Annotated in this window: 19 protein-coding genes and 1 pseudogene; 12 read left to right on the plus strand and 8 right to left on the minus strand. The window is 45.0% G+C overall.

Translation table 11 applies throughout. The features are described 5' to 3' along the window. Positions 1-497: pseudogene (locus IQP38_RS26305) on the minus strand (ATP-dependent RNA helicase HrpA); the annotation flags it as partial. A gap of 185 nt (positions 498-682) precedes the next feature. On the opposite strand from IQP38_RS26305, the gene IQP38_RS05350 reads away from it, so the two are divergent. After that, on the plus strand, positions 683-1,267 hold the full coding sequence (locus IQP38_RS05350; RefSeq protein ID WP_025766683.1) for an FMN-dependent NADH-azoreductase: 585 nt from the start codon (positions 683-685) through the stop codon (positions 1,265-1,267). Between the two features lie 94 nt (positions 1,268-1,361). On the opposite strand, the gene IQP38_RS05355 is transcribed toward IQP38_RS05350, so the two are convergent. Together IQP38_RS05355 and IQP38_RS05360 are read right to left on the minus strand one after the other, a co-directional pair. Then, entirely contained in the window at positions 1,362-1,751 is a 390-nt protein-coding gene (locus tag IQP38_RS05355) for a hypothetical protein (RefSeq protein ID WP_228009997.1), read from the minus strand. Between the two features lie 62 nt (positions 1,752-1,813). Beyond that, positions 1,814-3,118: a MipA/OmpV family protein gene (locus IQP38_RS05360; protein WP_193837385.1), complete on the minus strand. Its 1,305-nt coding sequence runs from the start codon at positions 3,116-3,118 to the stop codon at positions 1,814-1,816. Between the two features lie 235 nt (positions 3,119-3,353). On the opposite strand from IQP38_RS05360, the gene IQP38_RS05365 reads away from it, so the two are divergent. From IQP38_RS05365 to IQP38_RS05375, 3 genes are all read left to right on the plus strand, one after another. Then, complete coding sequence (locus IQP38_RS05365; protein ID WP_005377676.1) at positions 3,354-3,704, plus strand: hypothetical protein; 351 nt, start codon at positions 3,354-3,356, stop codon at positions 3,702-3,704. A gap of 9 nt (positions 3,705-3,713) precedes the next feature. Beyond that, positions 3,714-5,654: an alkaline phosphatase D family protein gene (locus IQP38_RS05370; protein WP_193837386.1), complete on the plus strand. Its 1,941-nt coding sequence runs from the start codon at positions 3,714-3,716 to the stop codon at positions 5,652-5,654. 189 nt (positions 5,655-5,843) lie between these two features. Continuing rightward, positions 5,844-6,284 (plus strand): TerB family tellurite resistance protein, encoded by a 441-nt coding sequence (locus tag IQP38_RS05375; RefSeq protein ID WP_017820644.1) that lies wholly within the window; start codon positions 5,844-5,846, stop codon positions 6,282-6,284. Between the two features lie 241 nt (positions 6,285-6,525). On the opposite strand, the gene IQP38_RS05380 is transcribed toward IQP38_RS05375, so the two are convergent. Then, a complete protein-coding gene (locus IQP38_RS05380) occupies positions 6,526-7,056 on the minus strand; it encodes a 3'-5' exonuclease (RefSeq protein WP_005377684.1) in 531 nt (176 codons plus the stop codon). 83 nt (positions 7,057-7,139) lie between these two features. Next, positions 7,140-8,681: a sensor domain-containing diguanylate cyclase gene (locus IQP38_RS05385; RefSeq protein WP_005377686.1), complete on the minus strand. Its 1,542-nt coding sequence runs from the start codon at positions 8,679-8,681 to the stop codon at positions 7,140-7,142. Between the two features lie 291 nt (positions 8,682-8,972). On the opposite strand from IQP38_RS05385, the gene IQP38_RS05390 reads away from it, so the two are divergent. From IQP38_RS05390 to IQP38_RS05400, 3 genes are read left to right on the plus strand one after another with little or no spacing between them, the layout of a single operon-like run. Continuing rightward, positions 8,973-9,605, plus strand: a complete 633-nt coding sequence (locus tag IQP38_RS05390; RefSeq protein ID WP_005389474.1) for a DUF2760 domain-containing protein — start codon at positions 8,973-8,975, stop codon at positions 9,603-9,605. Then, positions 9,605-11,569 carry an Hsp70 family protein gene (locus IQP38_RS05395; RefSeq protein WP_193837387.1) on the plus strand — a complete coding sequence of 655 codons (1,965 nt, stop codon included), beginning with the start codon at positions 9,605-9,607 and terminating at the stop codon, positions 11,567-11,569. Before IQP38_RS05390 ends, IQP38_RS05395 begins: the two co-directional genes overlap by 1 nt. A 55-nt stretch (positions 11,570-11,624) precedes the next feature. After that, positions 11,625-14,450, plus strand: a complete 2,826-nt coding sequence (locus IQP38_RS05400) for an Hsp70 family protein (RefSeq protein ID WP_193837388.1) — start codon at positions 11,625-11,627, stop codon at positions 14,448-14,450. A gap of 85 nt (positions 14,451-14,535) precedes the next feature. On the opposite strand, the gene IQP38_RS05405 is transcribed toward IQP38_RS05400, so the two are convergent. After that, the gene (locus IQP38_RS05405) at positions 14,536-14,730 is read right to left on the minus strand and encodes a hypothetical protein (RefSeq protein WP_005377692.1); all 195 of its coding nucleotides are present in this window, start codon (positions 14,728-14,730) and stop codon (positions 14,536-14,538) included. Between the two features lie 86 nt (positions 14,731-14,816). Between IQP38_RS05405 and IQP38_RS05410 the strand changes: the two genes are divergently transcribed. Beyond that, positions 14,817-15,503, plus strand: coding sequence for a DNA-3-methyladenine glycosylase I (locus IQP38_RS05410; protein ID WP_005533850.1), 687 nt, complete (start codon positions 14,817-14,819; stop codon positions 15,501-15,503). 90 nt (positions 15,504-15,593) lie between these two features. Here IQP38_RS05410 and IQP38_RS05415 read toward each other — a convergent pair whose 3' ends face one another. Beyond that, positions 15,594-16,571, minus strand: coding sequence for a Gfo/Idh/MocA family protein (locus tag IQP38_RS05415; protein WP_193837389.1), 978 nt, complete (start codon positions 16,569-16,571; stop codon positions 15,594-15,596). Positions 16,572-16,582: 11 nt separating this feature from the next. Beyond that, positions 16,583-16,870 carry a putative quinol monooxygenase gene (locus IQP38_RS05420; RefSeq protein ID WP_193837390.1) on the minus strand — a complete coding sequence of 96 codons (288 nt, stop codon included), beginning with the start codon at positions 16,868-16,870 and terminating at the stop codon, positions 16,583-16,585. Positions 16,871-16,973: 103 nt separating this feature from the next. On the opposite strand from IQP38_RS05420, the gene IQP38_RS05425 reads away from it, so the two are divergent. The 4 genes from IQP38_RS05425 to IQP38_RS05440 all read left to right on the plus strand — a co-directional run bounded on the left by IQP38_RS05425 (position 16,974) and on the right by IQP38_RS05440 (position 22,329). Then, positions 16,974-17,852, plus strand: a complete 879-nt coding sequence (locus IQP38_RS05425; RefSeq protein WP_025998568.1) for a LysR family transcriptional regulator — start codon at positions 16,974-16,976, stop codon at positions 17,850-17,852. 426 nt (positions 17,853-18,278) lie between these two features. Then, entirely contained in the window at positions 18,279-19,622 is a 1,344-nt protein-coding gene (locus IQP38_RS05430) for a sodium/glutamate symporter (RefSeq protein ID WP_017634031.1), read from the plus strand. Between the two features lie 204 nt (positions 19,623-19,826). Next, a complete protein-coding gene (locus tag IQP38_RS05435; RefSeq protein ID WP_005377704.1) occupies positions 19,827-20,318 on the plus strand; it encodes a type II secretion system protein in 492 nt (163 codons plus the stop codon). A gap of 271 nt (positions 20,319-20,589) precedes the next feature. Beyond that, complete coding sequence (locus tag IQP38_RS05440; RefSeq protein WP_193837391.1) at positions 20,590-22,329, plus strand: ABC transporter transmembrane domain-containing protein; 1,740 nt, start codon at positions 20,590-20,592, stop codon at positions 22,327-22,329. The last annotated feature ends 2 nt before the right edge of the window (positions 22,330-22,331 follow it).

The raw sequence follows: 22,331 nt of genomic DNA on the forward strand, positions 1-22,331 counted from the left end.
GCTGCAAGACGACGAGGCTGAGTATGACCAATCAGACCAAATTTACCGCGACCAAGCTCAGCACAGATTTTTGGTAGCTGAGTGGTTTTACCAGAACCGGTTTCACCCGCGACGATAACCACTTGGTTTTCTTCGATCGCTTTCGCAATATCGTCGCGTTTTTGGCTTACAGGCAGGATTTCTGGGTATTCAATCGTTGGTTTGTAGTTGCTGCGCTGCTCTGCGACCATCATGGATTTTGCGATGTCTAATGCGATTTCGTCGAACACAGCATTACGCGCTGCGTCCTTCTTAATTTTGCTTGCACCAGAAATACGTTTACTCAAGCGGAAACGGTCGCGCATCATGCACTGATTCAGCGCTTTACGCAGAGATGCCGCGCTATTCACTTGAGCCTGAGGTGTTTGAGCTTGTTTCGCTGTCGCTTTTTGCGCACCATTTGACGGTGTCGCTTGCTCTTCAGCTAGATTCTTTTTTGGGGGCTGTGACGAAGTCAAAGCGTTTCCTATTCTTTTCATTACAAAAACTGCGCGGATTGTATCACACAAGATCTGTAACAAGATAACCGAAAGCTCATTCAATTTTTTCGAACATGTTCAGCGAATCGCTAGGCTTTTGAACTCACTTACGTTGCTTATAATGGCTCCCATAGTCGAAAGCACTTATTTAAGGAATAACCATTATGTCTCGTGTACTAGCTCTAAAATCAAGCATCCTTGGCGATTACTCTCAATCAAACAAATTGGTTGAAGACTTCATCAAAAATGTAGACCAAGACAAGCTTACTGTTCGTGATTTGGCTGCAAACCCGCTACCTGTTTTGGACTTCGCCGTTGCGACTGCACTGCGCGCTACGGAAGACCTTTCACAAGAACAGCAAGCGGTGGTCGACTTGTCTGACACCCTTATTGAAGAAGTAAAGGCCGCAGACACTTTGGTTATTGCCGCTCCAATGTACAACTTTACCATCCCGACTCAGCTTAAAAACTGGATTGATTTGATTGCTCGTGCAGGCGTGACATTCAAATACACAGAAAACGGCGTTCAAGGTTTGATTGAAGGTAAAAAGGCGATTGTAATAACGACTCGTGGTGGTATTCATAAAGATTCACCAACTGACAACGTTACGCCATACCTACGCACTGTGCTGGGTTTTGTAGGAATCACTGATGTGGAATTTGTTTACGCAGAAGCGCTAAACATGGGTGAAGATGCGGCTGCAAAAGGCATTTCAGAAGCGCAAAGCCAACTTGCAACAATGGCGTAAGTTAGAATAAACCAGAATACAAAAGGGATTGGTTCGCGCCAATCCCTTTTTGGATCCTGATGCCTTGATCGTATTTATAGGGTCTCTAACATCGTCAAAAACGATTCACTTTCTCCAAGTTGCGTATTGCATCGAGGTAGACTTTTTCTAAAGACCGCTCAGCTTCGCTTATCATATTCTCGATCATCGCATTAAACGCGACATCGCTACGGATTTCTATATTGTCTCCCGCCTTAACGTCAAGAGAGTTGACGTACAACACCAACCATTCATCGCCCTCCAAGTGCCCTTCTCCGTGAATGGCAAAAAAGCGTTTGGCAAATTCAGCGTTGGTACAATTTATCGCTTCAATTTGAAGATTGAATGAGGAGTCGATACTCATGGTGCTTATGCCATCCGATTCATCAGATGCATCACAAACAGCCTTAACTCTGGCACGATATACGAAATTTCTCGTTGAAAGCAGCATAGTATTATTCATCATTACTCATAATGGGCGATAAATAAGTCAGTTGCAAATCCGACCTATATGCATCTCGCGATGCGCTAAAACTCGAACTGGAAATAAATAGTATTGTAGTTGCTCCCACCTTTAATTCGCCCAAACTGGGAAGCGCTTTCAAAAATCGCCGAGCGGTGATGCAATGAATAGCCCACCCACATATTGTTCCAGCTCTTTTGGTTGAAGAGATCGCCTACATTGACATCAAACGAGAAATCTAGGTAGTTGAGCAACTTGCTTGGTGTATAACCCTTGTCTTCCATTTCTGTGCCTTCAATATAGGTAATGCTATCAATGTATGACACACCTTCCGCTACACCAAATCGCCAAGTCGTAGGCCAATTAACCGTATAATAAGCCTTAATCGCCATGACGTATTCTGTGCTCGCAGACTGAACACTGGACGACCAGTGATGAACCAACCCTGGCGTTAAATAAATATCAAGAGGAAAACCAAACAGCTCGTCCGTTAATGGATGCCCATAAAACAATGAAGTAAGTTGATTGTCGTATGGGTCTTTTTCTCTCTCAAAGCTAAATATTTCACCGATGTTCGAAGGCGTCGCCCAACCATGCGCAATACGTAGATATGCTTTATTGCTCAGTGTTGGTTTCGGAGCTTTGTTTTTATCGTTGAAAAAGCCAAAACCAACAAACACTTCTCCCTGATACCGATCTTCTACAAGCTGACTGTTGTAGGCGTTATCATCTAAGCGAGTAACACTCGTCTCACCCAATAAATACAAATTTGAAGTTACATGGTAACGCGCTTTAATACCAAGATTGGTGTCAAGTCCAGATCCAATTCTCTCGCCAGTAATATCCTTAAAGGAATAATATTCACTGTTGAAATCAGCGTCTTTGTATCGAATCGTAATCGATGGCTCTAATTCCCAATCCCCAAATACATAATTGGCAGCAAGGCGGTAATTAGAGTGAAACTGGAGTTCGTCGTCCGTCATCAACTCTACTTCTGCGCGCCAAGTGTCGTTAATGCTATAACGCACTTGCCCACCGAAATCGACTCTGTCCCCTTCATTAGCATTTTGTAGCGACATGGGAATATCGACAAATCTCAATCGCATGAGTGCGCTCGCGCGCCAGTCGGAATCACTCTCGTTATACAAAAAAGCGCCACCTTCAATGCCATTGATATACACATGTTCGTTTTCAAAGAACATCATTGGTACAAATGTACTCACCGTAGAGTCATTATCGGCGGTGTAAAACGGAATCGATGCTGTGCGATACATCGCAGCAATCCCCCACGTTTGTTCGTCTGCACCATGCGCAGAAGAAACTGCCGCAGCTAAAGGTAAAGCGAGTGTTGTTAGAATTAATCTCTTCATGAGTTCGAAAAATGTTGGTTGAGAAGCAGGCAAACATCAATGATTTGCCATTAAAAGCTTATGTTCTGCTGATGATAGCCGTTACAATGGCAAATGTTGTCATCCTCGTGACAGTTTGAGTCCCAAGATCATATTAATATTGCACGACTAGGTGAGCTTGTTTGCGAATATTTTACCATCACAACAAGCGCTTAAACTCTAGCTTAGTTCTAAATCAAACATAATGAAGTAAAAAGTGAAAGCATCAGAACTCATCTCTACCTTGAATCATTTACCCGCAGATACAGACCCAGACATTGTGATGGGAGAAGCATGGCTGCCAGAGAGGTTGATAGGGACTCAACTCGATGGTGACATGTTGTTTTTGCACTTTGATAATGCACCAGAAGATGGTCAAGGTGACGAAGAAGGGCGTGGCTTCGTCGAACACGAAATCGACCTAATTAGAACTCGGCTTCAGCAAATTTTGGATGAAGACAGTGATAACGCGTCAAAAGCCGATGCGATGCTTGGTTTGTTCCTTATGGGACATGAACTTAGTAGCTCGCAAGTTATCGAAATATTAGAAGAAGAAGCTGACACATAAGGAGCCGTTTTGCCAGCATTGATGAACACGACTGAAATTTCTTCACTTCCTCTTGTCGTTGCAGGTCCGATCCTACGTAAAGTGACCGCAACTGAAATCAATATTTGGCTAGTCACCACCCAACGCTTGGAGGGTATGGTGCAAATTACGGATGAAAATGCCTCCATCCTTTATCAAGCCCCTTTAAGTGAACAAAAAGAACAGCTTCAAATCGGCCTCAATGCGTGGTGTTGCTTACTTAAATTAGAAGGCGAGTTTCCAACCCATCAAGCGTTACGCTATCAAATAAAAACGCAATATGGATTAGTGACGGAACTGCTCCCTCACCTGACTTATGAGCAAGATAATACGCCAAACTTGGGTATTGAGTTCCTCGTTAGTGAAAAAGCGGATTATCTCCTACATGGCTCTTGCCGTAATCCCCATCACTTCAGTGATGATACATTGGTCGCTGCGGATCATAAAATCGCGTCTCAATCCATTGAAGAAAGACCGGATATGCTCATCATGAGTGGTGATCAAATCTATGCAGACCATGTTGCAGGCCCCACTCTCGATGCCATTGAGCAAGTCATAGCTTTATTGGGTTTGCCAGGCGAAGAATTCGATCAAGCTCCGATAAAAAATACCAATGAGCTCTACCAACACCCTGCTTGCTATTATGGTCGAGATAAATTGTTGCCTCATTATGTGAGTGATGACAGTTTACTAAGTAAGTTTTTTCCACACCGAGGGACACCAATATTCAGCGCCAAAGAGTGTGAGAATCACCTAATAAGCTTTGCTGAGTGCTTTGCAATGTACTTATTGGTTTGGTCTCCGACCTTGTGGAAGCTTGTTCGAACGGATCGTTTGTTAGAAAACGAATTTACTGTCGGCGGAGAAGTTCTTGAACCCAAATGGCAGCAGCAATGGCGCGAAGAAAAAAAGCAAATTGATAAATTCGTCGCAGGTCTGGACAAGGTTCAACGCTTACTCGCTCACATTCCAACCTATATGATCTTTGATGATCACGATGTTACCGACGATTGGAATCTCACCATAGGCTGGGAACAAGCCGCATACAGCAACACGTTTGCAAAACGCATTATCGGTAATAGCTTGATAGCTTACTGGCTTTGCCAAGGTTGGGGAAATGCGCCAGAAAAATTCAATGATGAATTTATGAGCCTCGCTCAACGCTTTATCGATGAGCGAACCTCGCAAACCCAAGATGCATTTATTCAATATTTGTATCGCTTTGAGAATTGGCACTACACCATTCCTACGACACCAAAAGTTGTCGTGCTAGATACACGAACCAGACGCTGGCGTTCTGAGTCTAAAATGAACAAACCTTCTGGCTTAATGGACTGGGAAGCGATGATTGAGTTCCACCAAGAACTCGTGCACCAAGACAAAGTTGTTATTGTTTCTGCCGCGCCAATGTTTGGTGTGAAATTTATCGAAGCACTACAACGTGTGGTGACCATGCTTGGTAAACCATTGATGGTTGATGCTGAAAACTGGATGGCTCACCCCGGAAGTGCGAATACTCTTATTAGTATTTTCACACACACAAAGACACCAACTAACTTTGTTATTCTCTCTGGCGACGTACACTACTCTTTTGCATACGATATTAAGCTCCGCTATCGAAAAAACAGTCCGAATATCTATCAAATCACCTGTAGTGGAATTAAAAATCAGTTCCCTACACAACTGCTCAATATTTGTGATGGCCTAGATAGACTGCTATACAGCCCTCGCTCACCTTTAAACTGGTTCACAAAACGTAAACGACTCAAGATTTACAAACGCGCACCAAGTACGCACAACTTTTATCGCTTGGTTAACCATAGTGCCATTGGTGAGCTACGTCTTGATGATGAAGGCAAACCAAGTCAAATTAGTATTCTGACGAGTGATGGTGACGAAGTTCATTTTCCACCGACACGTGCTGAAAGCTGAGTATCAATCCCAAAATGACTTGCCCTTTGTAAGTGGCAAGTCACCTTGAACTAACTCAGGAGTTTAGGTTTTTTGGGGAGAAAGTGGCCGTTCTTAAATGTCAACGGCGTGCTAAATTTGGTATCGCACCTTGAGATCTTCCGTATTTATTACCATGTTAACCAAATAAACAATAGCTCGGTGTTCACTATGTTTAATTCTCTCACATCATTATTTAAACAACTCATTGATGGCTCTGATTTAAGCCAAACCAACACACTTTCCCCTAACATGGCTATCGCGTGTTTGCTTTGTGAAGTTTCTGGCGCAGACCATAGTGTCGATGATAGAGAACAAGAAACAAAGCGCTCTTTATTGATGAAACTGCTTTCGTTAAATGAAGAAGAATCAAATACTTTGTTAGAGCAAGCGCAACAGAAAATAAAAGATTCCGCTTCGCTGTACGACTTTACCTCTCAACTAAGAGAACTGACTCAAGAAACTCGTTACAACTTAATCAAAAGCATGTGGGAAGTCGCTTACGCAGACGGCGAAATTGACCCGCTAGAAGACGCGGTGATCCGTAAAACAGCAGAGCTACTCTATGTTGATCACAGCGAGTTCATTCGAGCGAAGTTACAGTCTCAGTAAAGTGACGAGATGAGTATATAAGTCGCTGGCTAACTCTAAGCTACCCCTAGAATGACAACAGATATCGCTTCTGTAGCCATAAAAAAACGCGCACTCTGCGCGTTTTTCAATAAGCCAATGACATTGTTATTAAAATACTGGTCAAGGTATGTGTTTAGCTCTTTCCACACTAAACAGACTGCATGACAAAACAACAATGGTTGGATGATTATTTAATTACAAGCTAGCTAGGTTCGAATAACTAAAACATGGTCAAAGCAAGCTTAGCTAAGTTGTATGCATCTACATAGCCAGAGTGTTGACGCCCTTCCCAGTCTATTCCTTTTGCTTCTTGAGCGGCTCGATGGCCTATACGTTTATCTTTAAGACGATTTTGAATACGGTAGAGTGTCGCTAAGTTGATGAACTCTGTGAACGGTGCTTCAATACCTTTTTGCTTACACTCTTCTAGAAGAATGAGGTCATCTCGCCCCCAAGATGCAAAGATTTTGTTGCGACCACCGAAGTTCTTAACCATGGATTTAAGCACTTCTTCTAGTGGGCGTCCTTGTTTTTCAATCTTACGTGGTGTGATGCCCGTTAACTCAGCGCAAAACAGAGACACTTCATCGTGTTCTGGTTTCACGTAGTATTGAGCACGCTTGACTATCTCACCTTTAGACAAATCTATTTCAGCTAACCCCACTTCGATAATTTCACCCGTGCTGCCGACGCCATTTTCGTTCCAGCAACACATTTCTAAATCGAAGCATACAATACGGTTATGGTTCATAGTTTGCCTTGGTTCCTAACATAAAAATTTAAAGCGTGCGATTCTATCGTAACACGGCGTAAAACTCGAATTTGTGCGCCCATTTAATCGCCGATCGACACATTATTACGGCCGTTTTTTTTACTCAAATAGAGTTGACTGTCCATTTTGTGATACAAGCTCTCAGGATCTTCTTCTTTATGGATAACCGCACCGATACTCAACGTACAGATGATTGACGCATCACCATAATCAAAAGCCGTACTTGCCACAACACTCCGTAACTTTTCTAGGTAAGCTTCTAGCACCGCTCTATCAATGACTTTAGAAATAATACAAAACTCGTCACCACCAGCGCGGTAAAACTTATCTCCCGGTTTTAAATTAGCACTGACCAGCTTAGTGACATGTTGCAACGCTTCATCTCCACCTAAATGGCCGTGTTTGTCATTAATCACTTTGAAGTGGTCGATATCAAAACCAACCAAGGCGAAGTTAACACCTTTGTTTATCTGATTAAGCAAGTGATCGTTGAATGCTCGGCGATTCAGTAGTTGAGTTAGAGGGTCTCGCTCTGCCATTCTTTTTAATTCAACGGTTTTGAGCTCCAACATGACCGCTAAGCGCTCTTTTTCTCGAGACTGTAAATTCACAATCCAACTGATCAAAAAGGCGATTACCAATCCGGCTAGCGTCGTGCCCGCTAAAATAGAACGCTCCCAAGCTGAGACTGCGTCAGAAAGTTTAAAGTCAATACGCCATTCACGGTTAGGCAGTTGAATGGTTCGGCTTATAACGGTTCCTCGAATGTTATCCCAGCTAGCACTTTGAAAGAGAACAGGGTCATCTGCTGCGTCGAATCCCAAGTCTTCTACGCGCACCGACATATCGAGCTCCGTCGCGGTTTTCGTAATCAAATCCTCAAAGTAAACCGTACTTCGGATAACACCGGTCACTACTCCTAATAAATATTTGTTCTCGAAGTCGAACACTGGATGGAACACCAGCAACCCAGTCTTAGGTATGGACTTGTCATAACCATCTTGCAGTAAGCGAACTTTATCCGAGACATTCGCTCGCCCATTTTCGGAAATATCATCCAAGATTAAATCGAAGCGTTTGCGCGAAAAATAGAAACCCAATAGAGAAAGGTTTTCCGGTGTTCTTGGGTAAATATCCGACGCGATAAAAATTGGCTCATTGTGTTCAAAAATGTACCCGTAGGTTTTGGGACCATCTTTAGGAACGGTAAACGGTTGGAAGTTTGGAAATTTTTGACGGGTCTTTAAAATATGTTCATCAAGATCTTCGAATTCGACCTTTTGCATCCATTGAAGTCCAATGAGACTTCGCGAGCTATTAATCACTTGTTCCGCATACATGGGAAACGATGGCCAATAGCTTCGCTCAATCGAATGGAAAAAGTTTGCGCCCGCACCAATGAACTTTAGATCATTCTCGACGTTTGCTTTAAGTGATTCTGCTTGTCGGTCGGCTAAAGTATCAAACGTCGTCTGTGTATACCGTTGCTGCATTGTATAAGCAGCACCGACTACACCAGCAGTGACACATAAAGTCGCCAAAAAAGCTAAAATAGAGTCTGAATGTCGTTTTATAAAGCTCTTATGAGCGGTGCTTTGTGTCATATCGTAATTTTTGATACTTCCGTAAGTTAAACTTCGGGATCTATTGAAATACTGCGTTAGCAATGCACAAACATCAAGCAACAACCTATATTGGGGAGTCTGATCGTCGATTTTTCACGCTGTTCGTACGGTATAGTCACGAATTATTACAGCCTTAAGCCTTGAATATGCTACCATCCGTCATCATTTTAATGTCTAAACTTGGTGCAAGATCGCAAAGACGATCGTTTTAGTGAACAAATATGAGCCAATACTGAGCACCAATAAATCAATAGAAAGAGAAAAAACGTCATGAACATTGATTTGAACCTAATTCCTCAAACGTTCGATATGCTTCACGCTGGCCTAACCGCATCGAGCGTTTTGCTTCTTCTAGTTGCAGTGTCGCGCAAATCAAAAGTGGTCGAGAAAGTGGTAGAAAAACCAGTCGAGAAAATCGTCGAGGTTGAGAAACCAGTTGAGAAGATCGTTGAAGTAGAAAAAGTAGTGGAAGTAGAGAAAGTCGTCGAAAAAGTGGTGGAAGTTGAATCAAAACTTGCAACCGCGTCAACGGACTCTGCAATGCAGCTGCTTTCTATCATGCAACAAGAAGCTCGCCTGATTGACTTCCTAAAAGAAGACCTAACGTCATTCTCTGATGAAGAAGTAGGCGCAGCCGCTCGCGTAATCCACACTGGCGGTCAGAAAGTACTGAACGACTACGTGACGCTAGCGCACGTTCGTAACGAAGACGAAGAAACTCGCATTACGGTTGAAGAAGGCTTCAACCCACAAGAAATCCGCCTAACTGGCAACGTAACAGGCAGCGCGCCATTCAACGGCACGCTAGTTCACAAAGGCTGGAAAGCAACATCAATGACGTTGCCTAAACTTGCTGAGAACTACGATGCTTCTGTGATCGCTCCAGCTGAGGTTGAGCTGTAATGGAACACATGAACCAAGAAAACCATTCTCAAGAAGCGTCTGTTGAAACTCAACAGACACCTAAATTCAGTGTTGGTATCGACTTAGGTACAACACACTGTGTCATGTCTTTTGTTGATACACACAACGAAGATGTTCGCGTTGAAGTGATGCCAATCCCGCAGTTGACTGCGCCGGGTACGGTAGAGACTCGTAGCCAATTAGGCTCTTTCCTTTACCAACCACACGAACACGAAATGAACCCGCAATCACGCGTTCTTCCGTGGTCGAGCGAGCCAAAAGCTCTGGTTGGTGCGATTGCACGTAACCTAGGTTCGAAAACGCCAATTCGTCTTGTTGCAAGTGCGAAATCTTGGCTTTGCCACGCTGGTGTAAACCGTCGTGATGCTTTCCTGCCAGCAGGTAGCCCAGAAGAAGTGGAAAAAGTATCCCCTCTTCGCGCGACAGAGCTTTACCTAGAGCATCTAAAAGACGCTTGGAATCACGCGAATCCAAATCACAACCTTGCCGATCAAGACGTGACTATTACGGTTCCTGCTTCCTTTGATCCTGCTGCTCGCGATCTAACTGCAGAAGCAGCACGCAACGTTGGTTTTGTGCACCTAACACTTCTAGAAGAGCCACAAGCTGCACTTTACAACTGGATCGATAACAGCAACGACAAATGGCGCGATGAAGTTGAAGTTGGCGACATCGTGCTTGTGGTCGATATCGGTGGTGGTACAACCGACCTTTCTTTGGTTGAAGTAACTGAAGACGACGGCAACCTAACTCTGAACCGCATCGCGGTAGGTGAACACATCCTACTTGGCGGTGACAACATGGATCTTGCACTTGCGTACCGCTTGAAAATGAAGCTAGCGCAAGAAGGCAAAGAGCTACAGCCATGGCAAGTTCAGGCAATGACACACGCATGTCGTGACGCGAAAGAAGCGTTATTGAACGACAGCGAACTTCAGTCAGTGCCAATCGTAGTACCAAGCCGTGGTTCTAAACTGCTTGGCGCAACGCTGAAAACAGAACTGACTCAAGAAGAAGTACAACAAACACTGGTTGATGGCTTCTTCCCTCAAGTTGCAATTACTGACCACCCTGTTCAACGTAACCGTGGTGCACTAACGCAAATGGGTCTGCCTTACGCACAAGATGCAGGCATTACTCGTCACATTGCAGCGTTCTTGTCTAAGCAAGCCAATGCTCTTTCTGCTTCAGGAAATGGCGCAGAAGCAGCAGCTCAAGATTTCAACCCATTCGCTAACATGCCTGGTATGCCAGATTCGGATGCAGCGCAATCGGCTGACTTCATCAAGCCAACGGCAATCCTATTCAACGGTGGTGTTCTGAAATCGAAACTTCTAGCAACTCGTCTAGAAGACACGATCAACGAATGGTTAATTGAAGCAGATGCAGAATTGGCGAAGCGCCTAACAGGTGTGGATCTAGACCTTGCGGTTGCTAGCGGTGCGGCTTACTACGGCTCTGTACGTCGTGGTCAAGGCGTTCGTATCCGTGGTGGTATTGCTTCGGCGTACTACGTGGGTATCGAAAGTGCGATGCCTGCGATTCCTGGCATGGCGCCTCCAATGGAAGCACTTTGCGTTGCACCATTTGGTATGGAAGAAGGTTCCAGCGTTGACGTACCAAGCCAAGAGTTTGGTTTGATCATCGGTCAGCCGGTTAACTTCCAATTCTTTGGCTCAACGGTTCGTCGTGATGACCTAGCAGGTACTCACCTAGACTACTGGGCACCAGAAGAGCTTGAAGAGCTTCCAGAGATCCAAGTAACGCTGCCTGTATCTGAAGGTCGTCGTGAAGGCGAAGTGGTTCCAGTAACCCTAGCCTCTCGCGTCACTGAGCTTGGTACGCTTTACTTAGAAGCCATTGCCGCTGATAACGGTCAAAAATGGCATGTTGAGTTCGATGTGCGCGAAGACGCGAAAAGCAACTCAAACGAAGAAGAATAAATAGAAATCAAACGGCATCCAATCGGGTGCCGTTTTTAAATACACGAAGGTTTGTATGGCATCTCCTCGTTTTCTTGTTGGTATTGACCTTGGCACCACAAACACTGTGGTGGCGTATTGTGAAATTACCGACAACCTTGAACAATCCGAAGTATCCCTATTCGACATCGACCAATTGATTGGTCCGGGTGAAGTGGTTCGTAAGCCATTGTTGCCCTCTTTCCGCTATCACCCAGCGGTTGGTCAAATCTCCCCTTCTGACCAAACACTTCCTTGGGAAAACGAACCTGTATCTGGCGACATTAGTAATGTGATCGTGGGTGAATGGGCTCGTGAATTAGGCGCTAAGGTGGAAGGACGTCAAGTATCCAGTGCTAAAAGCTGGCTATCGCACCAAGCAGTGGATCGTAGTTCAGACATTCTTCCTTGGGCTGGTGCGCAAGACGTAGATAAAGTCTCTCCCGTCATTGCCAGCGCAAGCTACCTCAACCACATTCGCCAAGCATGGAACTACCGTCATCCTAGCAATAAGTTAGAAGACCAAGATGTGGTTGTGACCGTTCCAGCGTCGTTCGATGAAACCGCTCGTAAACTCACGCTTGAAGCGGCACAGCTAGCTGGTTTAAAGAAAATCGTCCTGCTCGAAGAACCACAAGCCGTATGTTACGACTGGTACGCACGCCACCAGCAAACCGCAGCTGATGAACTCAAAGAGTTACCGCTGATTCTGGTGTGTGATGTGGGCGGTGGTACTACCGACTTGAGCTTGATTGAAGCCAGTTTCTCTTCTCAAGATGAGCTAGCCCTTGACCGCATTGGCGTTGGCGAACACTTGATGCTTGGTGGTGATAACCTCGATTTAGCATTAGCGCACCTTGCGGAGAGCCGCCTTTCTCAAAATAAAGGGGAACAAAGTAAGAAGCTCACTGCCGCAAGCCTGACTAAGTTGATTCAGCAAACGCGTAAAGCGAAAGAAAACCTGCTTTCAGCGAATGCACCTGAAGAAGTGAAAATCACCATGCTGGGCAGCGGCTCGAAACTTCTTGGCGGAACAAAGAGTATTGGGCTGAGCAAACAAGAAGTGCACCAAATCGCTTTAGATGGCTTCTTCCCGCTTTCTGATTTCAGTGAAGTACCAGATAAACGCCGCAGCGCGGTTGTCGAGTTTGGTCTTCCATACGTTGCTGACCCAGCGGTGAGCAAACACGTAGCCGAGTTCTTAACTCAGCACCAACAAGTTGCTCGTGCCGCTCTCGGCATTGAAGACGACAAACAAAATGCAATTCCAGTCGGTTTGCTACTTAACGGTGGTGTGTTCAACAGTGAACTTGTGATTGAGCGAGTCACTACCCTACTGTCCGATTGGCGCGGCGCTCCGGTTACGGTATTAGATAACCCACATCCAGATTGGTCTGTTGCACTAGGTGCTGTTGCGTTTGGTAAAGCACGTCGTGGTGCACAGCTAAAAATTGGTGGTGGTGCAGCGCGTTCTTACTTCTTGCATCTTCAAGAAAAGAACAAGATGGGCAAAGCGCTCTGTTTGCTTGCAAAAGGGACAGAAGAAGGTCACGAGATCCGCTTAAGTGGTCGTCGTTTCTCGCTTACCTTGGGTGAACCCGTTCGCTTTAACCTGCTGACTTCTACCCACGACACCTTAACCAATAACACCGCCATTCAAAACGGTGTAATGGTTGACGTTGATCCGGACTTGTTTGCTCCCCTGCCGCCTTATATCACCACCCTTGAAGGTGAAGGTGCTGAACTGCAAGCCAACCAGAAAGAGCGCGTAGAAGTGCAACTGGCGTGTCAGTTGACTGAAGTCGGCACACTTAAGATGGAATGTGTCAGCGCAGAAGATGACAGCAAACGTTGGGAGCTGGAATTCGAAGTTCGTAACAAGCAAACCGACGACAGTGAACAAGTTAAACTTCACCCTAAGTTGAACGAATGTAAGGAGCTGATCGCTCGCCTTTACAGCGGTAACAAGAAAAGCGCAGAAGGCAAAGAGATCAAAACCTTAGCCAAAGACCTTGAGAAGAAGCTCGGCAAACGTGACGCATGGGACTTCACCACACTCCGTCAACTTTTCGATACTTTTGCACAAGGTCGTAAGCGTCGCCGTCGTTCTGAACAGCACGAGAAAAACTGGCTTCGTTTGGCGGGCTTTGCACTGCGTCCGGGCTTTGGCGATCCAACAGACTCTTGGCGTATTGAGCAAGTTTGGGGACTGTATCAACAAAATATTCAGTTCAAAAACCATCAAGGTTGGACAGACTGGTGGGTATTCTGGCGACGTATCGCAGGTGGTTTGAGCCAAGAGCAACAAGAGACCATCTTGGCGGACATCGCGAAATACCTACACCCTGGCGCGATGAAAAACCCACAATCCGCCAAAGCAGCGCAAGATATGGGTTACGAGTCAATGGTGCGCTTGTCTGCCTCTCTGGAGCATTTAGAAGTCGAAGACAAAGTTCTATTGGTAACGTGGTTCTTGAGCAAAGCCATCAACCAAAACCAGTTTGAACAAGCGCACTGGTGGGCATTGGGACGCTTGGCATCGCGAACGCCACTTTATGGCAGCCAGCACAACGTCATTCCTCGTGAACAAGCGGAACAGTGGCTACCTAAATTACTGGAACAAAACTGGCAGAAAGAACCAATGATCGCGTTCGCAGCCGTAATGATTTGTCGTAAGACGGGCGACCGCCTATTTGATATCTCAGACGACTACCGTGAGCAGGTACTGGCTAAGTTGAAGCAAAGCAAGGTGCCTGAATCTTGGGTATCACTGGTTGAAGAAGTCAAAGAGCTATCTGAGAGCGAATCGAAGCGTATCTTCGGTGATGCACTCCCAAGCGGCCTGACGCTGGTAAATAACTAAGCTCCCATGCTTATAAACGCAACAAAGCCCTTCGAGTGAAGGGCTTTGTTTTATCTGATTCTGCTTGCTGACGATAGTCGACTCGTTAGTTCATTTCCGTATTGATTACCACATCACGCGTTTCATTATCCATATCACTGATGCCGACCACTGAGATTTCACGGTCAGATAAATTCTCAATCATGCTGTCTTCTAACCCACCATCCGTCATCCACGCATAGAATTTTTCTGCAATACGATCCGAACCTTCTCCGACAAACGTTAATGTGACCTTCTTCATTTGTGACACTCCATCAATTTACGATTCAGCCACTTAAGCGTAGTATGTTTCGCAAATATCGACATAAACTAGGACTAACTTCTTTTATGAGTATCGAAAAATTTGACGCGATTTATCAGCGCGCTGCCGAGCGTAAAGGTGGTGAAGATCAACTTGAAGCGCTTTTGTCTCATCCACTAAGCAAAGAAGAGCTGGCAGCGATTCCCGACGACCGTTGGCTGGCCGCTTTTTCGATGAAAGTATTCCAAAGTGGGATTTCGTGGAGCGTGGTTCGCAACAAGTGGCCGAACTTCGAAGAAGTGTTCTTCGGATTTAAGATTGAGCCGCTGTTGATGCTGTCAGACGAGCAATGGGAAACCAAAGCAACCGACAAACGCATCATTCGCCACCTCACTAAAGTCATGTCGATTCCTGCCAACGCACGTATGATCCACGAAGCAAAAATCGAATATGGCTCGTTTGGCAAAATGGTTGCCGATTGGCCGCAAGAGAAAATCACCGACCTGTGGGCGTATTTGAAGAAACGCGGTAATCGCCTAGGGGGCAATACCGGTCCTTACACACTTCGCCAAATGGGCGTTGATACCTTCATCTTGTCTAGCGACGTTGAAGCTTACCTGCGTAATTGCAAGATCATTGAAGGTGGCAAAGATACGAAAAAATCGCTCGATGCAACCAACAAAGCGTTTGTTCAATGGCAGCAAGAAAGTGGCAGAAGCCTGACTGAAATCAGTCAAGTCATTGCATTTAGTACCGGCGACAACCGCATTTAATCCAGACTGAACACAAAATAAAAACGGCGCACTGATAATTGTTAGTGCGCCGTTTTTATTTTCATTGGTCTATTTCACCTAAACACAGGCTTACTTTGAAGCCAGTGATTCCCACTCCGTCAGTAGCTGCATAATACGGTGAGAGTCTTCCCATGTTGCACAAGGGTTCTCTAACGATGTACGCCCTGCTTCAACCGCTTGGCGAATATTGCGCACTTGATAGAAGAAAGCGTCTCCAGCTGCCGATACAGACACCTCGCGCTTCGACGTCTCGTAAATTTCCACACTAAACTGGTTGTCTTGCGTTGGTAGCCATGGATTCGAGTCTAACGTAATACTGCCTTTACTACCCAGAATAGTGAATTGGTGTTTCAATCCATGATCTTCGGCGGTGTGTACGCTCGCCGTTTGTTGCTCACCGAATTGCATCATCAAACTCGATTCACAGATATTCCCATCGTTACCTCGTCGACCAATCGCCGTCATAGAGCGGTTTCCAACGGCTTGTTCACCCAACATGGTTTTCACCACCAAATGCACTAATGACATTGGGTAGCAACCTAAGTTATACAAAGCACCTTTGCTGTCTGGATTAACAAACTGCGCAATCGACGCAATATAAGACGTGTGGATGGAGTGAAGTTCACCAATCTCTCCCGATTCAAGCACCGAAATCAACTCGCTGATCAACGGGTGATGTAAATACATTAAGCCTTCAGCAAAGAACACCTTGTGTGCTTCTACTGCTTGAAGTGCCAGCTCGGTTTTTTCCATATCGACAGAAAGCGACTTTTCACACAGAATCGCTTTGCCCTGCTCAGCCGCTTTGACGATAAAGTCATGATGAAGGTGATTTGGCAATGCGATGTAAATAATGTCGACTTGCTCATCGGCAATCAACGCATCGTAATCGTTGAACGTATTCTCGATGCCATATTGCTCAGCGAATGTCTTTAAGTTCTGCTCCGAACGCCCAGCAACCGCGTACAGTTCACTCTTGTCATCGCCTTGGATTGCCTCAGCCATGACACCTGAGATAAAGCTTGTGCCTAAAATACCCCATTTCATGTTCGCCTCTCCTATTGAGCTTGGGTTTCGAATGCTTGAACTAACTCCGCCATTTCAGCCGCAATAAACGCTTGTGTATGCGGCATAGCAAAATGCGCTTCAATCACGGTGCGGTTTTCATATCGCTCCCAAAGAATCACACGTTGTGGATCTTTAGAATCGTAGGTCGCATTCGCTTGCAAGCACCCCGCTTCGCTTTGCATATCAAGGCAAAATTGTTCAATGGCTTCAACTACTTGTTGTCTTGGCTTATCGGCATTCATTTTCAGTTCGGCGGTAACAAAAATCGTCTCATTCATGATGGATCTCTTTCTCCATTCTTAATCATACGCCCACTGTAATTAACCTCGTTTGATTGATAAACTCTGCTTTAGTTATTTCTTTATCAACTCTGGGTGTGCAATGGATAAATTAACAAGCATGAAAGTTTTCGCTTACGTGGTCGAACACGGCAGCTTTCGTAATGCTGCACACCACTTTGATATTTCACCGACTATGGTTGGCAAGCACGTGAGCTTTCTTGAGCAAAGCTTAGGTACACAGCTGATTCATCGCACCACGCGTAAACAGTCCCTGACCGAAGCTGGCAGACTCTACTACCAAGAGTGCCACCGCATTATTGAAGACATCACCAACGCAGAGAACCTGATCCAGACGCTGATCAACCGTCCAACCGGAACTGTAAAAGTTAACTGCCCTGTCACGTATGGCAAAAAGGTCATTGCTCCTATCGTGGCTGACTTCTTAGCTGAATTTCCCGATTTGAACGTTGAGCTGATGTTGGACAACAATTTGATTGACCCATATCGAAGCGAAGCTGACGTGATTATTCGAATCGGTGAGTTGGTCGATTCGTCGTTAGTCGCGAGAAAATTGGGTGAATACCACATGACTTACTGCGCCTCACCCTCTTACCTTGAGCAACATGCCCCTATCCAATCACTTGATGACTTAGCACAGCATCATTGTTTGGGGTTTCAGTATCACCAAGGAGAAAGCCAACAAGTGGTGAACATGCCATCTAATACCTTTGGAAACAGCAACACCCGATTAACGTCTAATAATGGCGATGTACTTAAGTTTGCCGCGTTAAAAGGCTCTGGTGTTCTTCTGCAACCAAAGATCTTAGTTGAGCAGGAAATCCAATCTGGCGCCTTGGTAGAAATTCTCCATTCACACATTCCCAAGCCAAAACCGATCCACCTGCTTTACCGTTCAAAACAGCTTTCCCTTAAAAATCGCACCTTAGTCGATTTTGTTCTTTCGCATGTGAATCCGTAACGCCACACCATAAAGCGGCGACAATTTAACCATTTAATTAACTTTTATTGTCGATATGACAAATATTATTGCTTATTAATTGTCTTTATTTTTCATGTTGTTAGTAAAGAACGCTCATTTAGTGAACATCATTTATTGATTCACACCAATTGCATTGCTCTGACAAAGTGACTACGATTGCCGCCTTTCCTGAGTGAACTATCAAAAAAATATCGAGAAATTTAATCTAATTTCTCTTCCTGTTCGTGTGCAATCACAACATTTACACTCATTTCAAATTGCATAAGCACATTCCTTTGCTTATGAAAACGACATTGATTTCTCAACGCTTTTAGTCACGTATGTGACTTTTTGGCTTGAGAGAGATTTTTATTCAAGGTAGGTCACAAGGACGCTACCCCTTGACTGCATTTACTGGAGGATAAGATGCCTAAAGGTCTAATGCTGACTGACTTAGCCATCGCTGGCTTACTATTGATTTTGGCAAAAGTCATTCGCGTTCACGCGCCATTACTACAGCGTATGTACATTCCATCGGCGGTTCTCGCAGGATTATTCGGTCTAATTTTTGGACCAGCCCTGTTAGACGTACTGCCTTGGACCGATACGTTTACCGCTAACGCAAGCCTATTAACTGCTGCACTTTTTTCTGCGTTAGGTCTGGCAACGGATGTTCCATCACCTAAAGCCGTCGCACAGCGTGCTGGCTCATTGTGGGCATTTAACCAAATCGCTTCTGTTTCTCAGTGGTTGTTTGCGGCAATGTTTGGTCTAGTTCTCACAACCTTCTTCTGGCCAGAGATTAATCCCGGCTTTGGTGTGACAATGTCTGCGGGTTTTATGGGCGGACATGGCTCTGCATCTGTTGTTGGTGAAATCTTCACGGGGCTTGGCTGGGAAGATGGCTTCACACTTGGCTTAACGTTCGCAACCGTGGGTATTTTCATTTCAATTTCTGTCGGCATGCTCATGCTGCAATTCGCATTGAAGATGGGTTGGATTCGTAGCTTTACGACATTCGATAGCATGGATGAACACGAACGCAAGGGGCTCGTTAAGCCTGATGATCAAGAGCCGGTAATGAAAGACACCATGTCTTCCCTGTCGGTTGATTCTTTTGCGATTCACGCGGCGTTGGTTGTAGTGGTAACAGCTTTCTCGTATGTAGCGGCTAACTACTTATCTTCTTTCCACGATAAGGTACAAATCCCTACGTTCGTAACTGGCTTCCTTGGCGGCATGCTCGTGCGAATCGTCGCGAAACAAACGAAAGCTTCACGCTATCTTTGTGACGGTGCATTCAAACACGCTGCGGGCATCAGTACCGATTATTTGATTATCTTTGGTATCTCAGCCATCAAGATTACCGTCTTAGCCCAGTATTTAATGCCGATGGTAGTGCTTGCAATCGGCGGTATCGCCTTCACACTATGGCTAATCTTCTGGGTTGCCCCACGTATCATGGGAGAAGATTGGTTCGAGAAAGGCATTTTCTCTTGGGGTTGGTTAACCGGTACGGTTGCCATGGGTATTGCGTTGCTTCGTATTGTTGATCCAAAAATGCGTAGCAAGGTGCTTGATGATTACGCCATCGCTTATGTCCCTGGCTCAATCACTGACATCTTCATCATCTCTTTGATGCCAATCGCGATGTATAACGGCATGCACTGGCAAGCGCTTGGTGTAGGATTAGGTTACATCGCAATTGTCTTATTTATTTGGCGATTCATTTTTAAACGTAACAGCAGTGCTCTGACACACGAATCTTAGTCGCTTTACTCGGGAGGATTTTATCCTCTCGAGTTCATTCCTTGGTTTTTATCAAAATCACTCCTCATCTCGAAAGTAAGCAACTTGTTTTATATTTGAGATTTGCAATCCCGATCTCTTACTATCATCCTTTTTTAATACTTGACCTGAAAGTTTCTATATCAGAATAGCCGCCTATTCGTTTCTAAAACATGGAGAAAGGCTGTGCGTCGCTCTCAAGGATTTACTCTTATTGAACTCATTGTGTGCATCATCATTCTTGGTATTGTAAGCGTCGTTGCATTTCCTAAATTTCTTGGCTTACAAAAAGATGCCAGAGTGGCGGTTCTATATGGAGCCAGAGAAGCACTCATGACCGCCAACAACTTTGTCTACACCAAAGCAGTGATTCAATCTCAAGAGACAGTAGATGGCGGCATACAATATAACATTGATCTAGATAATGACGGCCATAACGACCTAATTGGTTACTTTGGATTTATCAAAAATGTTATTCCAGCAAAAGAGCTAGCAGGCTTTGATCCGCAACTCACTATCAACACTTGGTATGGGGTAGATAGCCCAGACGAGCCCTACTTCCTTATTGGTTTTGCAAACAAGCCTGTTGGTCCAGAACATATGTGTTATGTCGAAGTTTACTACCCAGAAACTCCTGGTGGCCAAGTGAAATACAAAATACAAACTGACGATTGCTAATTCCCATAGAGAGTGGCAGTAACACTTTTACTTTTGGTGTCTTCATCGTTATTGCAAGGTCATGGCTCCAAAACCACCATTAACAACTATTTCACATAATGTCGTCGCACAGTTAGCTCATAGAGATAAAACCAGTAATTTGCGCCGACACATGGTTATAATTGAAACAATCTATCGTTTTTAAACCCGCCTATAACTTGTGCTTGTAAACTCATCATTTCGCTCAATAATAGTTCCATAACCAATTCAATAATTTAAAGCGGGAGGCGTAATGAGAATATTCTGGCAGCTACGTTGGTATTTCCAACAAAAGTGGAGGCACTATGTCGGATCCATTCTGCTTTTCGCTGTGATATCAGCACTACAGCTTGTTCCTCCCAAAGCGGTCGGTATCATTGTCGATGGCGTGGTCGATAATACCCTCGAAACCAGTACCTTAGTTATGTGGTTATTGGGTCTTATTGTGCTGTTTTTTGCGATATATGGCTGTCGAATACTGTGGCGGATCTGGTTATTTGGCGCAAGTTGGGAACTAGGCACCATTTTGCGTAATCGCCTTTATCGTCATGTCTCTACTCAGCCCCCTCGATTCTTTGAACGCTACAAAACTGGCGACCTGATGGCGCGTGGAACGAACGATGTTCGCAACATTGTTATGACCGCAGGTGAAGGCGTGTTAACAGCGGCCGATTCTCTGATCACAGGTATTGCGGTTTTAATCATTATGGTAACGCAAGTAAGCTGGAAGCTCACCGTAATGGCGCTTCTTCCAATGCCATTTCTTGCCATCATCATCTTCTTTATCGTTCGTATTCTGCATAAACGATTCAAAATCGCACAAGAAGCCTTCTCTACGATGTCAGACATGACTCAAGAGTCACTAAATGGAGTACGTATGCTGCGTGCTTTCGGATTAGAAAACCAAGAGCAGCAACGTTTTGAAGAGGTTGTGGATGATACAGGCGAGAAGAACATCGCCGTTGCCCGTGTTGATGCGCGCTTTGATCCAGCCATTCAGCTGACTATTGGTATGTCTTTCTTTTTGAGCGTGGCGTCTGGTGCCTACTTAGTTGACCAAGGTGATATCACACTCGGGGATTTGACCGCATTTACTATGTATTTGGGTCTTATGATCTGGCCTATGCTGGCATTCGCGTTCCTATTTAACATCTTGGAAAGAGGCTCTGCCGCATGGAACCGACTACAAGAGATCTTTGATGAAAAGCCAGAAATTATCAGTGGCAATAAGCCAATAGAAAATAAACCACTTCCGTTGAAAATTGATATCGACGATTTCCACTGGTCTAGTGATTTACCACCCGCTTTGACGGAAGTAAACATCGAACTGGAACCCGGAAAAATGTTGGGAGTTGCAGGGCCTGTAGGAAGCGGAAAATCGACCCTGTTAACACTACTTTTGCGTCAACATGATTTAGAAAACGGCTCAATTAAATTCGGTGATGTCGAGATCAAGGATGCCTTACTACCGCAGTGGCGCAACCGTTTTGCCGTGGTTAATCAAAGCCCGTTTCTATTCTCCAAATCTATCTTCGACAATATTGCCTTAGGCAACCCTAATGCAGAGAAAGAAGAAGTCTATAGAGCAGCAAAGTTAGCCTGTATACATGACGATATTGAGAAGTTTCCTGAAGGCTACCAAACAGAAGTCGGCGAAAAAGGCATTACACTCTCCGGCGGGCAAAAACAACGTATTGCGATAGCACGCGCTATGCTGCTGAATGCCCAAGTGTTGGTTTTGGACGATGCACTTTCCGCTGTCGATGGACGGACCGAACATCAAATCCTTAAGAATTTAGAAACATACTACCGTAATCAAGCCCTAATCGTTATTGCGCACCGCCTCACCGCTTTGGAAGCAGCAGACGAGATCATTGTATTGAATCACGGACACATTACTGAACGTGGGCAACATAGCGCTTTATTAGCGCATAAAGGCTGGTACGCCGAGATGTTCGAGTACCAAAAACTAGAGCAGGCGATGGAGGAATAATG

The organism is Vibrio sp. OPT41, from assembly GCF_015163595.1.
In the GTDB taxonomy this organism is placed as follows: domain Bacteria; phylum Pseudomonadota; class Gammaproteobacteria; order Enterobacterales; family Vibrionaceae; genus Vibrio; species Vibrio alginolyticus.

What these genes read in the sequence shown, in the direction of transcription:
- IQP38_RS05410 (WP_005533850.1), top strand. Translation starts at nt 14,817, where the DNA reads ATGAGTATCGAAAAATTTGACGCGATTTATCAGCGCGCTGCCGAGCGT.
- IQP38_RS05425 (WP_025998568.1), top strand. Translation starts at nt 16,974, where the DNA reads ATGGATAAATTAACAAGCATGAAAGTTTTCGCTTACGTGGTCGAACAC.
- IQP38_RS05375 (WP_017820644.1), top strand. Translation starts at nt 5,844, where the DNA reads ATGTTTAATTCTCTCACATCATTATTTAAACAACTCATTGATGGCTCT.
- IQP38_RS05350 (WP_025766683.1), top strand. Translation starts at nt 683, where the DNA reads ATGTCTCGTGTACTAGCTCTAAAATCAAGCATCCTTGGCGATTACTCT.
- IQP38_RS05390 (WP_005389474.1), top strand. Translation starts at nt 8,973, where the DNA reads ATGAACATTGATTTGAACCTAATTCCTCAAACGTTCGATATGCTTCAC.
- IQP38_RS05420 (WP_193837390.1), bottom strand. Translation starts at nt 16,870, where the DNA reads ATGAATGAGACGATTTTTGTTACCGCCGAACTGAAAATGAATGCCGAT.
- IQP38_RS05380 (WP_005377684.1), bottom strand. Translation starts at nt 7,056, where the DNA reads ATGAACCATAACCGTATTGTATGCTTCGATTTAGAAATGTGTTGCTGG.
- IQP38_RS05440 (WP_193837391.1), top strand. Translation starts at nt 20,590, where the DNA reads ATGAGAATATTCTGGCAGCTACGTTGGTATTTCCAACAAAAGTGGAGG.
- IQP38_RS05395 (WP_193837387.1), top strand. Translation starts at nt 9,605, where the DNA reads ATGGAACACATGAACCAAGAAAACCATTCTCAAGAAGCGTCTGTTGAA.
- IQP38_RS05400 (WP_193837388.1), top strand. Translation starts at nt 11,625, where the DNA reads ATGGCATCTCCTCGTTTTCTTGTTGGTATTGACCTTGGCACCACAAAC.
- IQP38_RS05415 (WP_193837389.1), bottom strand. Translation starts at nt 16,571, where the DNA reads ATGAAATGGGGTATTTTAGGCACAAGCTTTATCTCAGGTGTCATGGCT.
- IQP38_RS05360 (WP_193837385.1), bottom strand. Translation starts at nt 3,118, where the DNA reads ATGAAGAGATTAATTCTAACAACACTCGCTTTACCTTTAGCTGCGGCA.
- IQP38_RS05430 (WP_017634031.1), top strand. Translation starts at nt 18,279, where the DNA reads ATGCCTAAAGGTCTAATGCTGACTGACTTAGCCATCGCTGGCTTACTA.
- IQP38_RS05405 (WP_005377692.1), bottom strand. Translation starts at nt 14,730, where the DNA reads ATGAAGAAGGTCACATTAACGTTTGTCGGAGAAGGTTCGGATCGTATT.
- IQP38_RS05355 (WP_228009997.1), bottom strand. Translation starts at nt 1,751, where the DNA reads ATGATGAATAATACTATGCTGCTTTCAACGAGAAATTTCGTATATCGT.
- IQP38_RS05385 (WP_005377686.1), bottom strand. Translation starts at nt 8,681, where the DNA reads ATGACACAAAGCACCGCTCATAAGAGCTTTATAAAACGACATTCAGAC.